The sequence below is a fragment of the Micromonospora sp. NPDC051543 genome, from assembly GCF_044454415.1.
Lineage (GTDB): Bacteria > Actinomycetota > Actinomycetes > Mycobacteriales > Micromonosporaceae > Micromonospora.
In genome coordinates this window covers 82765-102272 of sequence record NZ_JBITDT010000019.1, presented here as the reverse complement: position 1 = coordinate 102272, position 19508 = coordinate 82765, and the positions used below count along the sequence as shown (strand labels likewise).

Here is a 19508-nt window from a genome sequence, read left to right as displayed (position 1 = left end):
GCGTCATCCCGCACCCACGCCCGCACACCCGCACGGATCAACGGCGCAGGGTGAGGATCAGGTCGGCGACCAGCGCCGTCCACCCGGTCTGGTGCCAGGCGCCCAGGCCGGCGCCGTTGTCACCGTGGAAGTACTCCGGGAAGGCGATCAGGTCCCGCCAGTCGGGGTGGGTCTGGAACAACCGCGCCGCGCCGTAGATCGGTCGGCGACCCCAGTCGTCCTGGGTGAAGAGCGAGATCAGCCGGGTCGACAGGTCGTCAGCGATCTCGTCCAACGAGAGCTTCACCCCCGAGCGCGTCGGATACTCCACCTGGAGGTAGTCCCCGAAGAACGCGGCGTAGTCGCGCAACGCGCTGATCAGCAGGAAGTTCGTCGGCATCCAGATCGGCCCACGCCAGTTCGAGTTGCCCCCGAACAGGCCGCTCGTCGACTCGGCCGGCTCGTAGCCCACCGAGAACTCCTGCCCGCCCAGGTTGACCGAGAACGGCTTGTCCAGATGTGCGCGGGACAACGTACGGAGGCCGAAGTCGGAGAGGAACTCGTCGGTGTCGAGCATCCGGGCGAGCAACCGGACCACCTGCTCCTGGCCGACCATGGACAGCAGCCGCTGCTGGCGGCCGTCCGGGCCGATCCGTCGGGTGCCGATGACCTCGGCGTACTCCGGGCGGTTGGTGAGGAACCAGCGCAGCCGCGCGCCCAACTCCGGCAGGTGGTGCAGGGTCTTGGCGGTGATGCGGGTGGTGGCGGCCAGCGGCAGCAGCCCGACCACCGAGCGGACCTTCAGCGGCACCTTCGTGCCGTCGGCGAGCCGCAGCACGTCGTAGAAGAAGGCGTCCTCGTCGTCCCACAGCCCCTGCTCGTACGCGGCGGCGGCGATGTAGAGGAAGTGCTCGAAGAACTTGGTGGCCGTGTCCACCCAGGTCCGGTCGTGTTCGGCCAGCACGATGGCCATGTCGAGCAGGTTGAGCGCGTACATGGCCATCCAGCCGGTGCCGTCGGACTGCTCCAGCACGCCGGCCACCGGCAGCGCCGCCGAGCGGTCGAACGGTCCGACATTGTCCAGCCCGAGGAAGCCGCCCTCGAAGACGTTGTTGCCGCCGGTGTCCTTGCGGTTGACCCACCAGGTGAAGTTGAGCAGCAGCTTGTGCATCACCCGGCCCAGGAACTCGAAGTCCTTGCCGCCGTCGATCTCGAACACCTTGAGCGCCGCCCAGGCGTGCACCGGCGGGTTCACGTCGCCGAACGCCCACTCGTACGCCGGGATCTGCCCGTTGGGGTGCAGGTACCACTCGCGTAGCAGGAGCAGGATCTGCTCCTTGGCGAAGCCGGGGTCGACCCGGGCGATGCTCACGCAGTGGAAGGCCAGGTCCCAGGCCGCGTACCAGGGGTACTCCCAGGGGTCGGGCATGGAGATGACGTCGAAGCTGGTCATGTGCCACCAGGCGCTGTTGCGCCCGTGTCGACGTCCGGCCGGTGGCGTCGACCCGGGGTCGCCGTCCAGCCAGCGTTTGACGTCGAAGTGGTAGAACTGCTTGCCCCACATCAACCCGGCGATGGCCTGCCGGGCGACCAGCGCCTCGTCGGCGGTGGCGGCCTCGGGGATCACATTGGCGAAGAAGCGGTTCGCCTCGGCCCGCCGGGCCCACACCACCGACTCGAAGCCGTCGCGCAGGTCGGCCGGGGGCGGTGGGCCGGCTGCCGGGGGCGACGCGGTACGGGTCAGCCGCAGCCGGATCTGGCGCTGCCCACCGGCCGGCACGTCGAGCACGTAGTGCAGCGCGCCCTTGGTGCCCTCGCGGGCCGGGTTGACGGTGGGCGCGCCGTTGACGACGTGGTCGTTGATGCCGTCCTTCGGGTACGGCGAGCGGCCCGCCAGGCCCCAGAGCCGTTCGGCGTTTGTGTCGTTGTCGCAGAGCAGCGGCACCGGGCCGCCGTCGCCTTCGAGCAGCAGTTGCCCGAGCACCCGGTGCTCGCCGACCAGCCGGGTGCCCTCCCCGGTCAGCCGGGGAATCCGGTCGCCGCCGGGCAGCCCCCAGGCCCAGGTGTTGCGGAACCACAGGGTGGGCAGCACGTGCAGGGTCGCCGCCTCGTCGCCCCGGTTGGCGACGGTGATCACCATGCACAGGTCGGTCGGGGACGCCTTGGCGTAGTCGACGGTTACCGCCCAGTACCGGTCGTCGTCGAAGATGCCGGTGTCAACGAGCTCGTACTCGGTGTCGTCCCGGCCGCGCAGCGCGTTCACCGCGACGAGTTCGTCGTACGGGAAGGCGGCCTGCGGGTAGTGGTAGCGCCAGCGCATCCAGGAGTGCGTCGGGGTGCTGTCGAGGTACCACCAGTACTCCTTGGCGTCCTCCCCGTGGTTACCGCTGTCACCACCGAGGCCGAACATCCGCTCCTTGAGGATCGGGTCCTTGCCGTTCCACAGCGCCAGGGCGAACGCGAACGTCTGTCGGTCGTCGCACACGCCGGCCATGCCGTCTTCATTCCACCGGTAGGCTCTGGACCGCGCATGGTCGTGTGGGAAGTAGTCCCACGCCGTACCGTGCTCGCTGTAGTCCTCCCGCACCGTCCCCCACGCCCGTTCGGACAGATAGGGACCCCATGCACGCCAGTCCTGCTCCCCCGAGTCGGCCTGGGCGAGCCGAAGCCGCTCAGCGTCGGGTGGCGAGGCGTCGGAGGACGATCCGTCAGTGATCACGTGCACATCTTTGACGCCGCCGCGGTACTTCACCACAGCGGCCATTCTCGCCGTGGCGTGTTACACCTCGACGGCGGTGGAGGAAAGTTGATCGACATTATTTTCGGACCGCAGGTCTGCGGCGACCTGACCAGCGCGTCCAGCCGGGAGTGGCTGGTGCCCGACGGCCTCGGCGGGTACGCCATGGGCACCGTCGGCGGGTTGCGGACCCGTCGCTACCACGGCCTTCTGGTGGTGCCGGGCGATACACCGGCGTCCCGCCAGGTGGGACTGGTCAGCCTCGACCCGGCCGTCACCCTGCCGTCCGGGGCGCGGGTACGCCTCGGCGCGCACGAGTGGTCCTCCGGCGACGTCGACCCGCGCGGATTCGAGTTGCTGGAGCGCTTCGAGCTGGTCGACGGGCTCCCGCGCTGGCGGTGGCGGATCGGCGCGGTCGTCATCGAACGCGAGCTGGCCATGCTGCCCGGCCGCTCCTGCGTGGCCGTGGTGCACCGGCTGGTCGCCGGCGGTCCGGTCCGGCTGGAGCTGTCCGCCGCCTGCACCTGGCGCGACGCGCACGGCGAGCGGCGGGCCGACGGGCCGACGCCGCAGGTCGAGTCGGTGGCCGACGGCGCGGTGGTCGAGGGCGCGTACCGGCTCGCCGGCCCCGGGTGGACGCCCGAGGGGCAGTGGTGGCTGGGCGTGCACCACCGCGAGGAGGCCAACCGGGGCCTGCACCCGGACGAGGACGTCTGGTACGCGGGCCGCTTCGCCGGCGAGCTGGAACGCCCCGGTGACACGGTGTCGGTGCGGGCCTGGGCCGCTCCGCTGGACGAGGAGCCGCCGCCGGCCGTCGAGATCGTGGCGACGGCCCGGCGACGCAACCGGCAGGTGGTGGCGACGGCGAAGCCGGCCGACGACGTGGACGCGACTCTGGCGCTGGCCGCTGACGCGTTCGTGGTCCGTACCCGGCAGGCGGCGGTCGACGTGGTGGCCGGCTATCCCTGGTTCGGGGCCTGGTCGCGGGACACGATGATCTCGTACGAGGGGCTGTTCCTCTGCACGGGCCGGGCGGCCGAGGGGCGGGAGCTGCTGCGGGCGTACGCGGCGACGCTCTCCGAGGGGATGCTCGCCAACACCGCCGACACCGGTCGGGTGGAGTACAACACCGTCGACGGCACCCTGTGGTTCCTGCACGCGGTGAGCCGGCACGTGACGGTCACCGGCGACACCGATCTCGGCGACGAGCTGCTGCCCGCGCTGCGCGGGGTCGTCGACGCGCACGTCGCCGGCACCCGGTACGGGATCGCCGTCGACCCGGCCGACGGGCTGCTCACGCAGGGCGCCCCGGGCACCGCCCTGACCTGGATGGACGCCCGGGTCTACGGCGTGCCGGTCACCCCGCGTACGGGCAAGCCGGTCGAGGTCAACGCGTTGTGGATCAACGGGCTGGCCGGGCTCGCCGAGTTGACCGAGCTGGCCGGGCAGGACGCGGGCGAGCTGTGGCGACTGCACGGGCGGGCCACCACCTCGTTCCGGGAGCGGTTCCCCGCCCCGACCGGGTGGCTGCACGACGTGCTGGACGCGCCCGCGCCGGCGTACCCGCTGGGTGGGGCCGCCCTGCACGACGACGACGCGCTGCGCCCCAACCAGTTGCTGGCCTGGTCGTTGCCGTTCGCGCCGCTGGAGCCGGACGAGGCGACGCTGCGGCGGGTCGCGAACGGGCTGCTCACCCCGCTCGGGCCGCGCAGCCTCGCGGAGGATGCGGCCGAGTTCGTGGGTCGCCACCGGGGCGGCCCGGCCGAGCGGGATGGCGGCTACCACCAGGGCACGGTGTGGCCGTGGCTGCTCGGCCCGTACGTGGACGCCACCCGTCGGGGCAAGATGCCAGTCGATGACGCATTGATTGGCATTGAGTCCCATCTGACCGAATATGGGCTAGGATCGGTAAGTGAGACGGCCGACGGTGTCGCGCCGCACTCCGCGACCGGCTGCCCGTTCCAGGCGTGGTCGGTGGCCGAGCTGCTGCGGGTGCGCCGAAGAGGCCAGTAGCGCTTTACATGACCGCAACGGCGGTGTCTCCGCTGGTTATCTCGGCGCCGGCAGGATTGGCCCCGATCCAGACGCGACGGCGACATCGAACTCCGGTGTCGGTCGGCGCGCGCCCGGGGACAACTCAAAGGGGGCCGCATGTCACCCGATGCCCACGTGATCGACATCAACCCCGCCCGCCAGCTACGGGTGCTGATGCTGTCGTGGGAGTACCCGCCGGTGCTCGTCGGCGGCCTCGGCCGCCACGTCCACGCCCTGTCCGTGGCCCTGGCCGCCGCCGGGCACGAGGTCACCGTCGTCACCCGCCACGCCGAGGGCGCACCCCTTGAGGAGTACGCCGACGGCGTGCGCATCCTGCGCGCCCCCGAAGACCCCGTCGCCTTCCCCCTGGCCACCGGCTCCCTGCTCGCCTGGACCATGGCGTTCAACCACACCCTCACCCGCACCGCCCTGCGCGCCACCCAGGCCGGCGCCTACGACGTCATCCACGCCCACGACTGGCTCGTCGCGCACACCGCCGTGACCCTGTCCGAGCACCTGGACCTGCCGCTGGTGACGACCATGCACGCCACCGAGGCGGGCCGGCACCAGGGCTGGCTGCCCGAGGAGATGAACCGCACCATCCACGGCGTCGAACACTGGCTCAGCGGGGCCTCCACCCGCGTGATCACCTGTTCGGGTTACATGCGCGACCAGGTCAGCGCGCTGTTCGACGTACCGGGCGGGCTGGTCGACGTGGTCCCCAACGGGGTCGACGACCGGGCCTGGCGGGCCCGACCACGCGCGGTCGCGTCGGCCCGCGCCCGGTTCGCCGCGGACGGCCCCCTGGTCGGGTACGCCGGCCGGCTGGTCTACGAGAAGGGCGTCCAGCACCTCGTGCACGCGGTGCCCCGACTGCGCGAGCGGCACCCCGGGCTGCGCGTGGTGATCGCCGGCGACGGCCCGTACCGCCCCGAGTTGGAGGCCGAGGCCCGTCGCCTGGCGCTCGGGTCGACCGTCCGCTTCACCGGCTTCCTCGACGCCACCCAACTGCCGGCGGTGCTCGGCGCCACCGACGCGACGGTGGTCCCCAGCCTCTACGAGCCGTTCGGCATGGTGGCCCTGGAGGCCGCGGCGGCCGGAGCGCCCCTCGCGGTGGCCCGTACCGGCGGCCTCGCCGAGATCGTCGAGCCCGGCGTCACCGGCGTGACGTTCCCGCACAGCGACCCGGTCGCCCTCGCGGGCGCGGTCGACCGACTGCTCGGCGACGAGGTCTTCGCCCGACGGGTCGCCCGACGGGCCCGGACCATGGTCGGCGAGCGCTACGGATGGGCCACCATCGCGGCCCGCACCGCCGCCAGCTACGCCGCCGCCCGCCGCGAACACGGCCCGCTCCAGGCTCGCCGGGCCGCCGCCCAACTGGCCGGCGGACGGAACCGGATCGCCATTCCGGACGGCAATCTGCTCGCCGCCGCCGACCACGCCGCCTGCTGAGAATCGTCGGACGACCTATAGGTACCTTCCGATCCGCTGGTTAGGGTGTACACCGACAGCGGCCGAGGAGGAGCGTGCGCAGGTGCTGATCGCCGGTCGGTACCGGCTGCTCGACCTGGTGGGCCGCGGGGGCATGGGTCGGGTCTGGCGAGCCCGCGACGAGATGCTGCACCGCGACGTCGCGGTCAAGGAGGTCGTACCGCCGAACTGGCTGGCCGACCACGAGCGGGCCGAGCTGCGCTCGCGCACCCTGCGCGAGGCGCGCACCGCGGCCCGGCTCAACCACCCCGCCGTGGTCCGGCTCTACGACGTCGTCCAGGTCGAGGGCAGTCCGTGGATCGTGATGGAGTACGTCCCGTCGCGCACCCTGCAGGACGTCCTCGACGCCGAAGGGCCCCTGGAGCCGGCCCGTGCCGCCCGGATCGGCCTGGCCCTGCTCGACGCTTTGGAGGCCGCGCACACGGCCGGGGTGCTGCACCGCGACATCAAGCCCCAGAACGTGCTGGTCGCCCACGACGGCCGGGTGATGCTCACCGACTTCGGACTGGCCACCTTCGACGGCGGGGACGGCGCGATGACCCGCCCCGGGATGGTGCTCGGCTCCCCCCAGTACGTCGCGCCGGAGCGGGCCGCCGAGGGAGTCTCCACGGTGGCCGCCGACCTGTGGTCGCTGGGCGCCACCCTGCACGCCGCCGTGGAGGGCCGCTCCCCGTACGCCCGCAGCAACGCGATGGCCACCCTCAGCGCGCTGGCGGCCGGTCCACCGGACCCGGCCCCGCACGCCGGTCCGCTCGCGCCGGTGCTCGACGGGCTGCTGCGCCGCGACCCCCACGACCGTCTCGACCACGACGAGGCCCGCCGGCTGCTCATTGCCGCCGCGGGCCCGACCGGCAGCTCGTCCACGTCCGGGGAAGCCGCCCACTCCACCACCCCGCAGCCCGTGCCCGACCCGATCGGTACCGGCGTCGACCCGCCCGACGACGCTCCTCCCGATGATCGCCCGAGCGTCGACCCGGACGTCCGGTACCCGCAGGACGCCGCCACCAGCACGACGGGGCGAGCGGCCCGGCGGCCAGCGGCCCGGCGGGCCGCGCTGGTCGTCACGGCACTGCTCGTGGCGGCGGCCGCCGGGGTGGGCACCGCGCTGGCCGTGGCCGGCGACGCCCCGAACGACACCGCCGGGCCGACCACCACCCCGACCACCAGACAGGTGGACGACGGTCGAGGGCCGGACGGGGAGTACGGCGACGACCGGGGCGGCCCACACCGCGGCGGCCCGGGTCGGCCGCCGCCCGGCCGCGACGTGCCCCCGCCGCCGTTCCCCTGCGTCCGGCCGGACGTCGTCGGCGCGCCGGTCACGGTCGGGTCACCCGCCGCGGGCGAGCGGTTCCAGCCGCCACCGGGATGGGTGTGGCATGCCGACACCACCGGCTTCCGGGTCTCCGTCCCGGCGACCTGGTACTACTCCCGGGAGGGCACGGTGGCCTGCTTCCAGGACCCGGCAACCGGCCGGGCGTTGAGCGTCGCCGAGGGTGGCGCGGCCGACCCGATGACCCGACTACGCGCGGCCCGCGACGAGGCCGCTCGGGCCGGCGCGCTGCCCGGCTACGACGAGATCCGGCTCTCCCCCGGCGACACCGGCGCGGAGTGGGAGTGTCGGTGGGACGCCCCGGACGGCCCGCGGATCCACGCCCGGCAGCAGATTGTGGGTGAGTCACGCTGGACGTTGGGTTGGATCACCGACGACCGCGACTGGAACGCTGCGGACGGGGACTGGGCCACGCTGCGAAAGAGTTTCCGACCACCCCGCTGACCTGCGCCGTATGGCCCTGCCCGGCCCCCCGTCCGGCGTGGATCGAGGCCGCTCAGCGGATGAGAAAAACGGCGACGGTGGCTATCGTGTAACTCAGGGTGACCGAGGGGGAGCGACCGTGCAGCAGTTGCTGATCGCGGGTCGGTACCGGCTGCTCGACCTGGTCGGCACCGGCGGGATGGGCCGGGTGTGGCTGGCCCGCGACGAGATGCTGCACCGGGACGTGGCGGTGAAGGAGGTCGTGCCGCCGGCCTGGCTGGCCGAGGCCGAGCGCGCGGAGCTACGGCTGCGCACGCTACGCGAGGCGCGCACCGCCGCACGGCTCAACCACCCCAACGTCGTCCGGCTGTACGACGTGGTGCACGACGGCGAGAACCCGTGGATCGTGATGGAGTACGTGGCCTCCCGGTCGGTGCAGCAGATCATCAACGCCGAGGGTGCGCTCAACCCCACCCGCACCGCCCAGATCGGGCTTGCGGTGCTCGCCGCGCTGCGGGCCGCGCACACCGCAGGTGTCCTGCACCGCGACGTGAAGCCGCACAACGTGCTGGTCGCCGACGACGGGCGGGTGGTGCTCACCGACTTCGGCCTCGCCACCTTCGACGGTGGCGACGGGGCGATGACCGGCCCGGGCCTGGTCCTCGGCTCCCCACAGTTCGTCGCACCGGAGCGGGCGCGCGACGGCGTGTCGGACCCGCGTACCGACCTGTGGTCGCTGGGCGCGACGCTCTACGCGACGGTCGAGGGGCAGTCCCCGTACGCCCGGTCCAGCGCGATGGCGACGCTCAGCGCGCTGGCCACCGAGCCGCCGGATCCGATGCGCCGGGCCGGCCCCCTGCGCCCGGTGATCAGCGGCCTGTTGCAGCGCGATCCCTGGCGGCGCTTGACCGCCGCCGAGGCCGAGCCGCTGCTACGCGCGGCGGCAACGGCGGCCGACCACGACGAGCCCTCGCCGGCACGGTCCACCGCGGTGGCGGCGGTTCGCGGCGCGGCCCGGGCCGTCTCGTCCGCCCCGGTCCACGCTCCCGATCCCGCGCCGGACGCGGCGACGTCGGTGCACCGCCCGGCGGACCGCGCCGTGGGCCGACGCGGACGGGTCATCGCGTGGGGCGGCGCGGCGACCGCGGTGGCCCTGCTCGTCACCGGTGGCGTCACGGCGGCGCTGCTGCACCGCCCGGACGACCGCACGCCACCCTCCGGCTCCGGCGGCGGCGCGACCGCCACCCGACCGGCCGCGTTCGCCTGCGCCACGCCCCCGCCACCGACGGCCACGCCGGTGCCGTCGACGCCACCACCGAAGGACGCGCGGTACGGGCTACGGGACGGCTGGACCTGGCACGACGACCCGACCGGCTTCCGCATCGCCGCGCCGGTGGGCTGGGCACGCTGGACCGAAGGGGCGGTGACCTGCTTCCGGGAGCCCAGCGGGGCGCGGGTGCTCAGCGTCGAGGCGGGACCGGCACGGACCGATCCGCTGGCGCACCTGAGGGCCCAGGAGGAGCGGCTCGTCGCCGCCGACGCGCTCCCCGGCTACCGCAAGGTGGACATCTCCGCGCTGGACGTGTTCGACGGCGGCGCCCTCTGGGAGTGCAGTTGGGAGAACGCCGCGGGCGAACGGGTGCACAGCATCCGGCTGCTCGCCAACACCTCGGCCGCACACGCCTACACCGTCTCCTGGTTGACAAAGGAGTTCGACTGGCAGGTCAACGCGGCATACTTCGTGATGATCCGGCAGAGCTTCACGCCCACCCTCTGACACTGTCCGCTGTGGACACCGCAACTGACGCCCCTGCGACACCGGCGCTGGTTACAGTGGCGTAGTTTTGGCGCTCAAGATCCCTGGGGAGGGTGAGCCGAAGATGATGGGACCGTCGCACGCGCTGTCCGGCGCGGCGGTATGGCTGGCCGGGTCCTGGGCGCTGGACCAGTTCGCCGACTACCACCAGTCGCCTCTGGCGCTGGCGGTGGGCACGGCAGTGTGCGCGGGTGGGGCGCTCTTTCCCGACCTCGACCTGTCCGGCAAGGTGACCCGCAACCAGGGTGGCGCTACCGTCGCCCGCACGTTCGGGGTCTTCTCGCTCTTCGTGGCCGAGGTGATGGAGAAGATCTCACTCGGCGTCTACTACGCGACGAAGCTCAGCAAGGACCCGCGTCGCAACAACGGGCACCGGACGCTCACCCACACGCTCCCGTTCACGCTGCTGGTCGGCTGGGGCACCACCGCGCTCTGCGCCGCGTACGGCAAGTGGGCAGTGATCACGATCCTGTTCTTCATGTTCGGCCTGGCCCTGCGCGGGCTCTTCGACGAGTGGGCCGAACGGGCCGGCTGGGTGATCGTGACGCTCGCCTCGGCCGGTGCCGCCTGGTTCACCTTCGCCAACCTGCCGGGCGGACGGGGTTATCCGCTGATCGGCACAGCCGTCGGCGTGGGCTGCCTCGTGCACATCCTCGGCGACATGATCACCAGGGCCGGGGTGCCGATCCTCTGGCCAATACCGATCCGCCGCCGCATGTGGACGATGATCGGTCTCCCGAACAGCATCGCACTGCGCACCGGCAGCAAGACCGAGGTCGTCGTCCTGCGCGCCGTGCTGACCGTGGTCGTGGTCCTCGCCACCGCCGGCCTGATCGCACCCTCAGTCCTACAACGCCTCAACATAGACGTATAAACACCCCACCCCAGCCCCGCTCCAGCTGCGCCCATGCGTTCACCGCGCCCGCCGCGCCCGCCGCGCCCGCCGCGCCCGCCGCGTCGATCTTGCACTTGCGGATGTCGATCCGTCCCGCTTCGCGCCCTATGTCGCCGCAGAAAGTGCAAGATCGACGCGATCAGGGACGTCGCCGCTGTCAAGATCGCGCTCGATCCAGGATGTAGTGCCTTTTCGTCGCGCCGACACCACTAGATCCTGGATCGAGTGCGATCTTGCCGCGACCGTCCGGGCGAGGACCAGGCAGGACCCAACCCTTCGCGCCGATCTTGCAGTTACGGTTGACGAAGTGTTGAGGTTTGCGCGCTTTGTCGGCACAGAAAGTGCAAGATCGCCGCGACCCGCGACCGGCGACCGGCGACCGGCGACCGGCGACCGGCGACCGGCGACCGGCGACCCGCGCCCCGCGCCCCGCGCCCCGCGCCCCGCGCCCCGCGCCCCGCGCCCCGCGCCCCGCGCCCCGCGCCAAGATCCTCACAACATCCCCGAAGTTGCTGCCTCAGCCGCGCCGGAGGCAGCAACATCGGTGAACTTGCTGCCGCGAGCACGCCGAGGCACGCCCAGGCAGGCGCTCAGGACAGCGCGGGCACACCCTGGCGGCATCCGGGAATCACGAACGCCAGCTCGCCTGACTTCTTTTCGACATCGGCTATTGACGGTGCCGTAACACGTGACCTAGCGTCTGTCGAAACGTTTCGTCGAAACGCTTCGACGATCATCTGGAAGCGGTTCCACTCCGGGCCGGAGGAGGTGCTTGGTGGCCACGATGCACGACGTCGCCCGCCTTGCGCAGGTCTCCGTGAGCACCGTGTCGTACGTGCTCACCGGCGCCCGCCCGATCTCCCAGGCCACCCGCGCCAAGGTGCTCGCGGCGATGGCCGAGCTGGATTACCAGCCCAACGCGATGGCCCGGGGGTTGGCCAGCCGGCGCAGCCGCATCCTGGGTCTGCTGATGCCCATGGACGAGCGTGGTCTGGGCGCCACCGAGACCGCGTTCGTCACCGGTGCCGCCGCTGCGGCCAGCGCGGTCGGCTACCACCTCGTGCTCTCGCCGGTCGGCGGCGGCGACCTCGACGACCTTCGACGGTTGGCCAGTCAGCGGATGCTCGACGGCGTGGTGCTGATGGAGGTGCAGCTCGCCGACGAACGGGTCACGGTGCTCCAGGAGGCGGGGGTGCCGCTGGTGCTGATCGGGCGTACCGGCGACGCCACCGGGCTGTCCTTCGTCGACATCGACTTCGACCAGACCGTGCGGGAGGCCGTCGCGCACCTGGTCGGCCTGGGGCACCGTCGGATCGTCTACGTCAACCACTCGGCGGCGACGCTGGCCAGCGGTTACGGCCCGGCGTTGCGTACCCGGGACGCCTTTGTCACGGCCATGACCGGCCACGGCCTGGAGCCGATCATGATCCCGGCCGAGGACAGCGCCGCCGGCGGGCGGGCGGCTCTGGCCGCCGCGCTCGCCCGGGCCCCGGAGCTGACCGCCCTGCTGGCGATGAACGAGACGGCGCTCTTCGGCATCCTCGGTGAGCTGACCGGGCGCGGACTTTCGGTGCCGGACGACGTGTCGGTGGTCTCGATGGTCACCTCGCCGCAGGTCGCCGAGTTGGCCACCCCGGCGTTGACCGCGATGACCTCGCCCGGGTCGGCTCTGGGCCGGATCGCGATCGAGGCGCTGGTACGCCACCTGGACGGGCCCGGTGACGAGCGCCACCAGCAACTGCTGCCGTGCTCGCTGGAGGTGCGGGGATCGACCGCGGCACCACGAGCAAAGCGACCCCATGGGGGCTGACCAGTAAGAACGGCCCGCCGCCGCGCGGCAACGCGACGACGGGCCCAGTGAGATACCGGGCTCGATACTCAACGAGGAGGATAGCAATGCAGCGATTCCGCCGGATCGTCGCGGCGATCGCCCTGGCGGCGACCGCGACGACCACCGTGGCCGCCTGCGGCGGCGGCGAGAGCGAGGACGACAGCGGGGCCAAGACCCTCAAGCTCTGGCACTACGAGAGCGAGAACAGCGCGATGGGGGTCGGCTGGAACAAGGCGATCGAGATCTTCAAGGCCGAGCACCCGGGCGTCGAGGTGCGTTTCGAGCGCAAGGCGTTCGAGCAGATCCAGCAGAACGCTGGCATGATCATCAACTCGTCCGAGGGCCCGGACATCATGGAGTACAACAAGGGCAACGCCACGGCCGGCCTGCTGTCGTCGCAGGGTCTGCTCACCGATCTGAGCGCCGAGGCCGACAAGCGTGGCTGGGCCGGCAAGCTCAGCCCCAGCCTCCAGACCACCGCGCGGTACAGCGACAAGGGCGTGATGGGGTCGGGCAACTGGTTCGGCGTGCCGAACTACGGCGAGTACGTCACGGTCTACTACAACAAGGACCTGTTCGACCGCAACGGCGTCAAGGTGCCGACCACGCTGGCCGAGATGACCGCCGCGATGGACACCTTCGTCAGTAAGAAGATCACCCCGCTGGGCATGGCCGGCGCGGAGTACCCGGCCGGGCAGCTCTTCTACCAGTTGGCGCTCTCCAAGGCCGACCGGCAGTTCGTCGACAACTACCAGCTCTACAAGAACCCGGTCGACTTCAAGGCCGACCCGCTCAAGTACGGCGCGGACACGTTCGCCGAGTGGGTGCGCAAGGGCTACGTCGCCAAGAACTCGGCGAGCCTCAAGGCCGAGGACATGGGCACCGCGTTCATCGCCGGCAAGACCCCCATGATCGTCTCCGGTAGTTGGTGGTACGGCCGGTTCAAGACCGAGATGAAGGCCAACTGGGACACGTTCCTCTTCCCCGGCAACACCCTCAACGCCGGGTCGTCGGGCAACATCTGGGTGGTTCCGTCGAACAGCAAGGCCAAGAGCCTGGCGTACGACTTCATCGACATCACCCTGCGCCCGGAGATCCAGGACCTGATCGGCAACAACGGTGGCGTTCCGATCGCCGCCGACGCCTCGAAGATCAGCGACCCGAAGGACCGCAAGCTGATCGAGGACTTCAACACGGTCAGCAAGCAGGACGGCCTGGCCTTCTACCCGGACTGGCCGGTGCCCGGCTACTACGACGTACTGGTCGGCGGCTTCCAGGGCCTGATCAACGGGTCGAAGTCCCCGGATCAGGTGCTCGACACGATCGCCAAGCCGTACGCCGATGGCGTCAAGGAGATCACCGGCAAGTGACACGGCGAGCGGCGGGCGCGACCGGCACGACCGGAGCGCCCGCCCGCACCGCCGGGAAGGATCTCCCATGGCAGTCTCCGAGACCGTCGCCGCCACCACACCGACGGCGACACCCACCCCGCCGACGCCCCGCCGCCGACCTCGCGGCCGTGATGCGGCGTACTGGCTCTATCTGATCCCCGGGGCGGCGCTGTTCGTCCTGGTGATCGGCGCGCCGCTGGTCGGCACCGGTTACCTGTCGCTCACCAAGTGGTCGGGCATCGGCGACCCCACCTTCGTGGGGTTCGACAACTACCAGCGGCTGCTGGACGACGAGGTGTTCTGGGCCTCGTTCCGCAACACCGTGGCGATGATCGTCGCGATGGTGGTGCTGCCCACCCTGCTGGGGCTGCTGCTCGCCTCGGTGCTCTTCGACGTCATCGGCCGCCGGTTCCAGCCGCGTACCGCCGCCGGCCTGCGGGCCGCCTTCTACCTCCCGCAGGTGCTGCCGGTGGTGGTCGCCGGCATCGTGTGGGGCTGGATCCTGCGCCCCGACGGCGCGTTCAACAGCCTGCTCGACGCGGTCGGCCTCGGCGCGCTGCGCCACGACTGGCTCGGCGACCCGGACACGGCGCTGCCGGCCGTGATGGCGGTGATGATCTGGGTGCAGATCGGCTACCCGGTGGTCGTGTTCATGGCCGCGTTGCAGCGAGTGGACCCGGAGCTGTACGAGGCGGCCGAGGTCGACGGCGCGAACTGGCTGCACCGGTTCCGGGCGATCACCCTGCCGCAGATCCGGCCGGAGACCTTCGTGGTCGCCCTGACCTGCACCATCGCGGCGTTGAAGGTGTTCGGGCCGATCTTCGCGCTCACCCGGGGCGGCCCGGAGAACGCCACGAACGTGCCGTCCTACTTCGCCTACTACACCTTCTTCAAGAAGCTCCAGGTCGGCTACGGCTCGGCAATCTCCACAGTGCTCACACTGATCATCGTCGTGGTGGCCGGGGTCTTCATCTGGTGGCAGGCGCGCACCGAGCGCCGGGACCGGGGGTTCTGACATGGCCGTGACTCTCACCCCGGCCCCGACGCCGATCCGCCGGCACGCCCGCGACCGGCACCACCGCGGCGTCGGCCGCTGGGTCGTGCTCGCCCTGGTCACCGTCGGCGCGCTCGTCATGCTGGTGCCGTTCGCGTTCATGCTGCTCAACGCGTTCAAGTCGCCCGGTGACTATTCGTCGGCCGGGCCGCTGAGCTGGCCCGGCGAGTTCTACACGAAGGGCCTGCGGACGTACTGGAACGAGGTCGACTTCCCGCTCAAGTTGTGGAACTCTGCGCTCATCGCCGGTTCCGTGGCGGTGCTCGGCGTCCTCGTGTCCCTGCTCAACGCGTACGCCCTCGGCATCGGTCGGGTCCGCGGCCGGCTGTGGATCGTCGGGTTGTTCCTGTTGGCCAACATGCTGCCGCAGGAGGCGCTGATCTACCCGCTGTACTACGTGGCGAAGGAGGTCGGCCTCTACAACACCCGGCTCGCGGTGATCATCATCTTCACCGTGATCCAGAGCGCCTTCGGCACGTACCTGCTGGCCTCGGTCCTGGGCACCTTCCCGCGCTCGCTGTTGGAGGCCGCCGCCCTGGACGGCGCGGGCAAGTGGACGGTGCTGTGGCGGGTGGTCTTCCCCAACCTGCGACCCACCCTGGCCGTACTCCTCATCTTCTTCTTCATCTGGACCTGGAACGAGTTCCTCATCCCGCTGGTCATGCTGATCGACAACCAGACGCAGACCATCCCGGTCGCGCTCGCCTCATTGCAGGGCGACCGTCTGATGGACGCCCCGACGACGAACGCCGGCGCGCTGATCAGCCTGGTGCCGGCCATCCTCTTCTTCCTCATCTTCCAGCGCACTCTGGCGCGCGGCATCACGGCAGGAGCCGAGAAGTGAAGTTCACCGACGGGTACTGGCAACTGCGCCCGGGGGTCAGCGTGCTGCGCCCCGGCGCGGTGGAATCGGTCGAGCCGGACCAGAGCGGCTTCACCGTCTTCGCGCCGGCCGGTCAGATCACCGGTCGGGGCGACACCCTGAACCGGCCCGTCGTCACCGTCCGGTTCTTCTCCCCCGCGCCGGGCGTCATCGGGGTGACCATCGGTCACCACAGCGGCGGACTCCCCCGCGAGCCGCACTTCGAGTTGACCGCCGACAGCGACCAGCCGGTCACCGTCGACATCACCGGCATCACCGCGTCGCTGACCACCGGCGAACTGACCGCGCGGGTCGCGCTCGTCGACGGCTGGCGGGTCCAGTTCCGCCACGGCGACCGGTTGCTCACCGCGTCCACCGCGCGCAGCGTCGGGATCGTCACCGACGGCCAGGGCCGGCGGCACGTGCACGAGCGGCTCGCCCTCGGCGTCGGCGAGACGGTGTACGGGTTGGGCGAGCGCTTCGGTCCGTTCGTCAAGAACGGCCAGACCGTCGACATCTGGAACGCCGACGGCGGCACCGCCAGCGAGCTGGCGTACAAGAACGTGCCGTTCTATCTGAGCAGCGCCGGCTACGGGGTCTTCGTGGACCACCCGGAGCACGTGTCGTTCGAGGTCGGCTCCGAGGTCGTGGCGCAGAACCAGTTCAGCGTCGAGGGCCAGTCGCTGACCTACTACGTCATCGACGGGCCCACCCCGAAGGACGTGCTGCGCCGGTACACGGCGCTGACCGGCCGACCGGCCCGGGTGCCCGCCTGGTCGTACGGGCTGTGGCTGTCCACCTCGTTCACCACGTCGTACGACGAGAAGACCGTGACCGAGTTCGTCGACGGGATGGTCGAGCGGAACCTGCCACTGTCGGTGTTCCACTTCGACTGCTTCTGGATGCGCCAGTTCCACTGGGTCGACTTCGTGTGGGACCCGGCGACCTTCCCCGATCCGGAGGGGATGCTGCGCCGCCTGCACGAACGCGACCTGAAGGTGTGCGTCTGGATCAACCCGTACATCGCGCAACGCTCGTACCTCTTCGAGGAGGGCCGCCGGGCCGGCTACCTGGTCCGCAACCCGGACGGCTCGGTCTGGCAGTGGGACAAGTGGCAGGCCGGGATGGCGCTCGTCGACTTCACCAACCCGGACGCGGTCGCCTGGTTCACCGGCAAGCTCAAGGTCCTGCTGGACATGGGCGTCGACTGCTTCAAGACCGACTTCGGTGAGCGCATCCCCACCGACGTGGTGTGGCACGACGGCTCCGACCCGCAGCGGATGCACAACTACTACTCCTACCTCTACAACAAGGCCGTCTTCGAGCTGCTGGAGACCGAGCGCGGCGAGGGCGAGGCGGTGGTGTTCGCCCGCTCCGCCACGACCGGCGGGCAGCAGTTCCCGGTGCACTGGGGTGGGGACTGCGAGGCGACGTTCGTCGCGATGGCGGAGTCGCTGCGCGGCGGGCTGTCCCTGGCGGCGTCCGGCTTCGGCTACTGGAGCCACGACATCGGCGGCTTCGAGGGCACCCCCGACCCGGCCGTGTTCAAGCGGTGGATCGCCTTCGGTCTGCTCTCGTCGCACTCCCGGCTGCACGGTTCCGGCTCGTACCGCGTCCCGTGGGCGTACGACGAGGAGGCCGTCGACGTGCTGCGGCACTTCACCCGGCTCAAGATCAGCCTGATGCCGTACCTGGCGGCGGCGGCCGAGGAGGCGCACCGCGACGGAATCCCCATGATGCGGCCGATGATCGTGGAGTTCCCGGACGATCCGGCCGCCGCGCACCTGGACCGGCAGTACATGCTCGGCTCCGACCTGCTGGTCGCGCCGGTGCTCAGCGCCGATGGTCAGGTCACCTTCTACGTCCCGGCCGGGACCTGGACGCACGTGCTGACCGGCGCCCAGCTCACCGGTCCGGCCTGGGTGACCGAGAAGCACGAGTTCGACAGCCTGCCGGTGCTCGCCCGGCCGGGCGCGGTCATCGCGTTCGGCGCGCGCTCCGACCGGCCCGACTACGACTGGGCGGACGGTGTCCGCCTGTGCCTCTACGCTCCGGCCGAGGGGCAGCGGCGGCGGGTACGAATTCCGTCGCCCGGCCGGGGGGCCGACGCGGAGTTCGAGGTAGGTTTCCGCGACGGCGTGGCCAGGGCGGAACTGGTGGCGGGTGAATCGTCGGCCTACCACTGTGTGGTGGCCGGGACGGAGGTGGCAGGACAGTGACGGCACATGCCTTTCCGGAGAGTTTCCTGTGGGGTTCGGCGACGGCGGCCTACCAGATCGAGGGCGCGGCCAGCGAGGACGGCAGGGGCCCGTCCATCTGGGACACCTACAGCCACACCCCGGGGCGGACGCTGAACGGCGACACCGGTGACGTGGCCGCCGACCACTACCACCGCTGGGCGCAGGACCTCGACCACGTCGCCGAGCTGGGCCTGGGGGCGTACCGCTTCTCGATCTCCTGGCCCCGGGTGCAGCCGGGCGGCTCCGGCCGGCTCAACCAGGCCGGCGTGGACTTCTACTCCCGGCTCGTCGACGGCCTGTTGGAGCGTGGCATCCGCCCGGTGGCCACCATGTACCACTGGGATCTGCCGCAGGAGCTGGAGGACGCCGGCGGGTGGCCGGTACGGGACACGGCGCTGCGCTTCGAGGAGTACGCGGCGGGGATCGTCGCCGCGCTCGGCGATCGGGTGCACACCTGGACGACGCTCAACGAGCCGTGGTGCTCGGCGTACCTGGGGTACGGCTCCGGCGTGCACGCGCCGGGTCGGACCGAGCCGGCGGCGGCGCTGGCCGCCGTACACCACCTGAACCTCGCGCACGGCCTGGCCGGTCGCGTGGTCCGGGAGACGGCGCCGACCGCCGAGCTGTCGGTGACGCTGAACCTGCACGTCATCCGCCCGGCCTCGGACGCGGCGGCGGACGTCGACGCGGCCCGCCGCATCGACGCGCTGGCCAACCGGGCGTTCCTCGGGCCGATGCTGGACGGGGCGTACCCGGCCGACCTGCTGGCCGACACGGCCGGCGTCACGGACTGGTCGTTCGTGCGCCACGGCGACGAGAAGGTGGCCGCCGTGCCGCTGGACGTGCTGGGTGTCAACTACTACTCCAGCACCCTGGTCCGCGCCTGGGACGGGCACTCGGCCCGCTCGGACGCCGACGGTCACGGCGCATCGGCGCACTCGCCGTGGGTGGGCGCCGACGACGTCGACTTCCTGCCGCAGCCCGGTCCGTACACGGCGATGGGGTGGAACATCGACCCGCCGGCGCTGACCGAGCTGCTGCTTCGGCTCCAGCGCGAACATCCCGGCCAGCCCATGATGATCACCGAGAACGGCGCGGCGTTCGACGACGTGGTGGCGGCCGACGGCCGGATCCACGACGACCTGCGGATCGACTACCTGCGTCGGCACATCGGCGCGATGGCCGATGCCCGCGCCCAGGGCGCCGACGTGCGCGGCTACTTCGTCTGGTCGTTGCTGGACAACTTCGAGTGGGGTTACGGCTACGACCGCCGCTTCGGGATCATCCGGGTCGACTACGACACCCAGGAGCGCACCTGGAAGGACAGCGCGCACTGGTACCGACGCCTCGCCGCCACCGGCAATCTGGACCAGGCGAAGGACTGACCGCGACGGCGCTGTTCCGGCAGCCGCACCGTTGCCCCGG

12 protein-coding genes are annotated in these 19508 nt (G+C 71.4%); 11 read left to right on the top strand and 1 reads right to left on the bottom strand.

The features are described from left to right. Window positions 1-37 precede the first annotated feature (37 nt). On the bottom strand, window positions 38-2743 hold the full coding sequence (locus tag ACIA3K_RS27610; protein ID WP_396804562.1) for an MGH1-like glycoside hydrolase domain-containing protein: 2706 nt from the start codon (window positions 2741-2743) through the stop codon (window positions 38-40). 42 nt (window positions 2744-2785) lie between these two features. Here ACIA3K_RS27610 and ACIA3K_RS27605 point away from each other — a divergent pair, with 42 nt between their 5' ends. The 11 genes from ACIA3K_RS27605 (at window position 2786) to ACIA3K_RS27555 (ending at window position 19468) form a co-directional block, all read left to right on the top strand. Beyond that, the gene (locus ACIA3K_RS27605; RefSeq protein WP_396804561.1) at window positions 2786-4729 is read left to right on the top strand and encodes an amylo-alpha-1,6-glucosidase; all 1944 of its coding nucleotides are present in this window, start codon (window positions 2786-2788) and stop codon (window positions 4727-4729) included. Between the two features lie 138 nt (window positions 4730-4867). Continuing rightward, window positions 4868-6202, top strand: a complete 1335-nt coding sequence (locus ACIA3K_RS27600; RefSeq protein ID WP_396804560.1) for a glycosyltransferase family 4 protein — start codon at window positions 4868-4870, stop codon at window positions 6200-6202. 82 nt (window positions 6203-6284) lie between these two features. Continuing rightward, on the top strand, window positions 6285-8015 hold the full coding sequence (locus ACIA3K_RS27595) for a serine/threonine-protein kinase (RefSeq protein ID WP_396804559.1): 1731 nt from the start codon (window positions 6285-6287) through the stop codon (window positions 8013-8015). Between the two features lie 118 nt (window positions 8016-8133). Beyond that, on the top strand, window positions 8134-9771 hold the full coding sequence (locus ACIA3K_RS27590) for a serine/threonine-protein kinase (protein ID WP_396804558.1): 1638 nt from the start codon (window positions 8134-8136) through the stop codon (window positions 9769-9771). Between the two features lie 103 nt (window positions 9772-9874). Next, entirely contained in the window at window positions 9875-10684 is an 810-nt protein-coding gene (locus ACIA3K_RS27585) for a metal-dependent hydrolase (protein ID WP_355052763.1), read from the top strand. A gap of 805 nt (window positions 10685-11489) precedes the next feature. Beyond that, complete coding sequence (locus ACIA3K_RS27580) at window positions 11490-12515, top strand: LacI family DNA-binding transcriptional regulator (protein WP_396804581.1); 1026 nt, start codon at window positions 11490-11492, stop codon at window positions 12513-12515. Between the two features lie 86 nt (window positions 12516-12601). After that, window positions 12602-13906: an extracellular solute-binding protein gene (locus ACIA3K_RS27575; RefSeq protein WP_357128207.1), complete on the top strand. Its 1305-nt coding sequence runs from the start codon at window positions 12602-12604 to the stop codon at window positions 13904-13906. A 67-nt stretch (window positions 13907-13973) separates the two neighbouring features. Further along, on the top strand, window positions 13974-14942 hold the full coding sequence (locus tag ACIA3K_RS27570) for a carbohydrate ABC transporter permease (RefSeq protein WP_396804557.1): 969 nt from the start codon (window positions 13974-13976) through the stop codon (window positions 14940-14942). Window position 14943: 1 nt separating this feature from the next. Continuing rightward, window positions 14944-15825, top strand: coding sequence for a carbohydrate ABC transporter permease (locus ACIA3K_RS27565; protein WP_396804556.1), 882 nt, complete (start codon window positions 14944-14946; stop codon window positions 15823-15825). Beyond that, on the top strand, window positions 15822-18062 hold the full coding sequence (gene yicI, locus ACIA3K_RS27560; RefSeq protein WP_396804555.1) for an alpha-xylosidase: 2241 nt from the start codon (window positions 15822-15824) through the stop codon (window positions 18060-18062). Before ACIA3K_RS27565 ends, yicI begins: the two co-directional genes overlap by 4 nt. After that, a complete protein-coding gene (locus ACIA3K_RS27555) occupies window positions 18059-19468 on the top strand; it encodes a GH1 family beta-glucosidase (protein ID WP_396804554.1) in 1410 nt (469 codons plus the stop codon). The genes yicI and ACIA3K_RS27555 overlap by 4 nt, the downstream gene beginning before the upstream one ends. Window positions 19469-19508 lie beyond the last annotated feature (40 nt).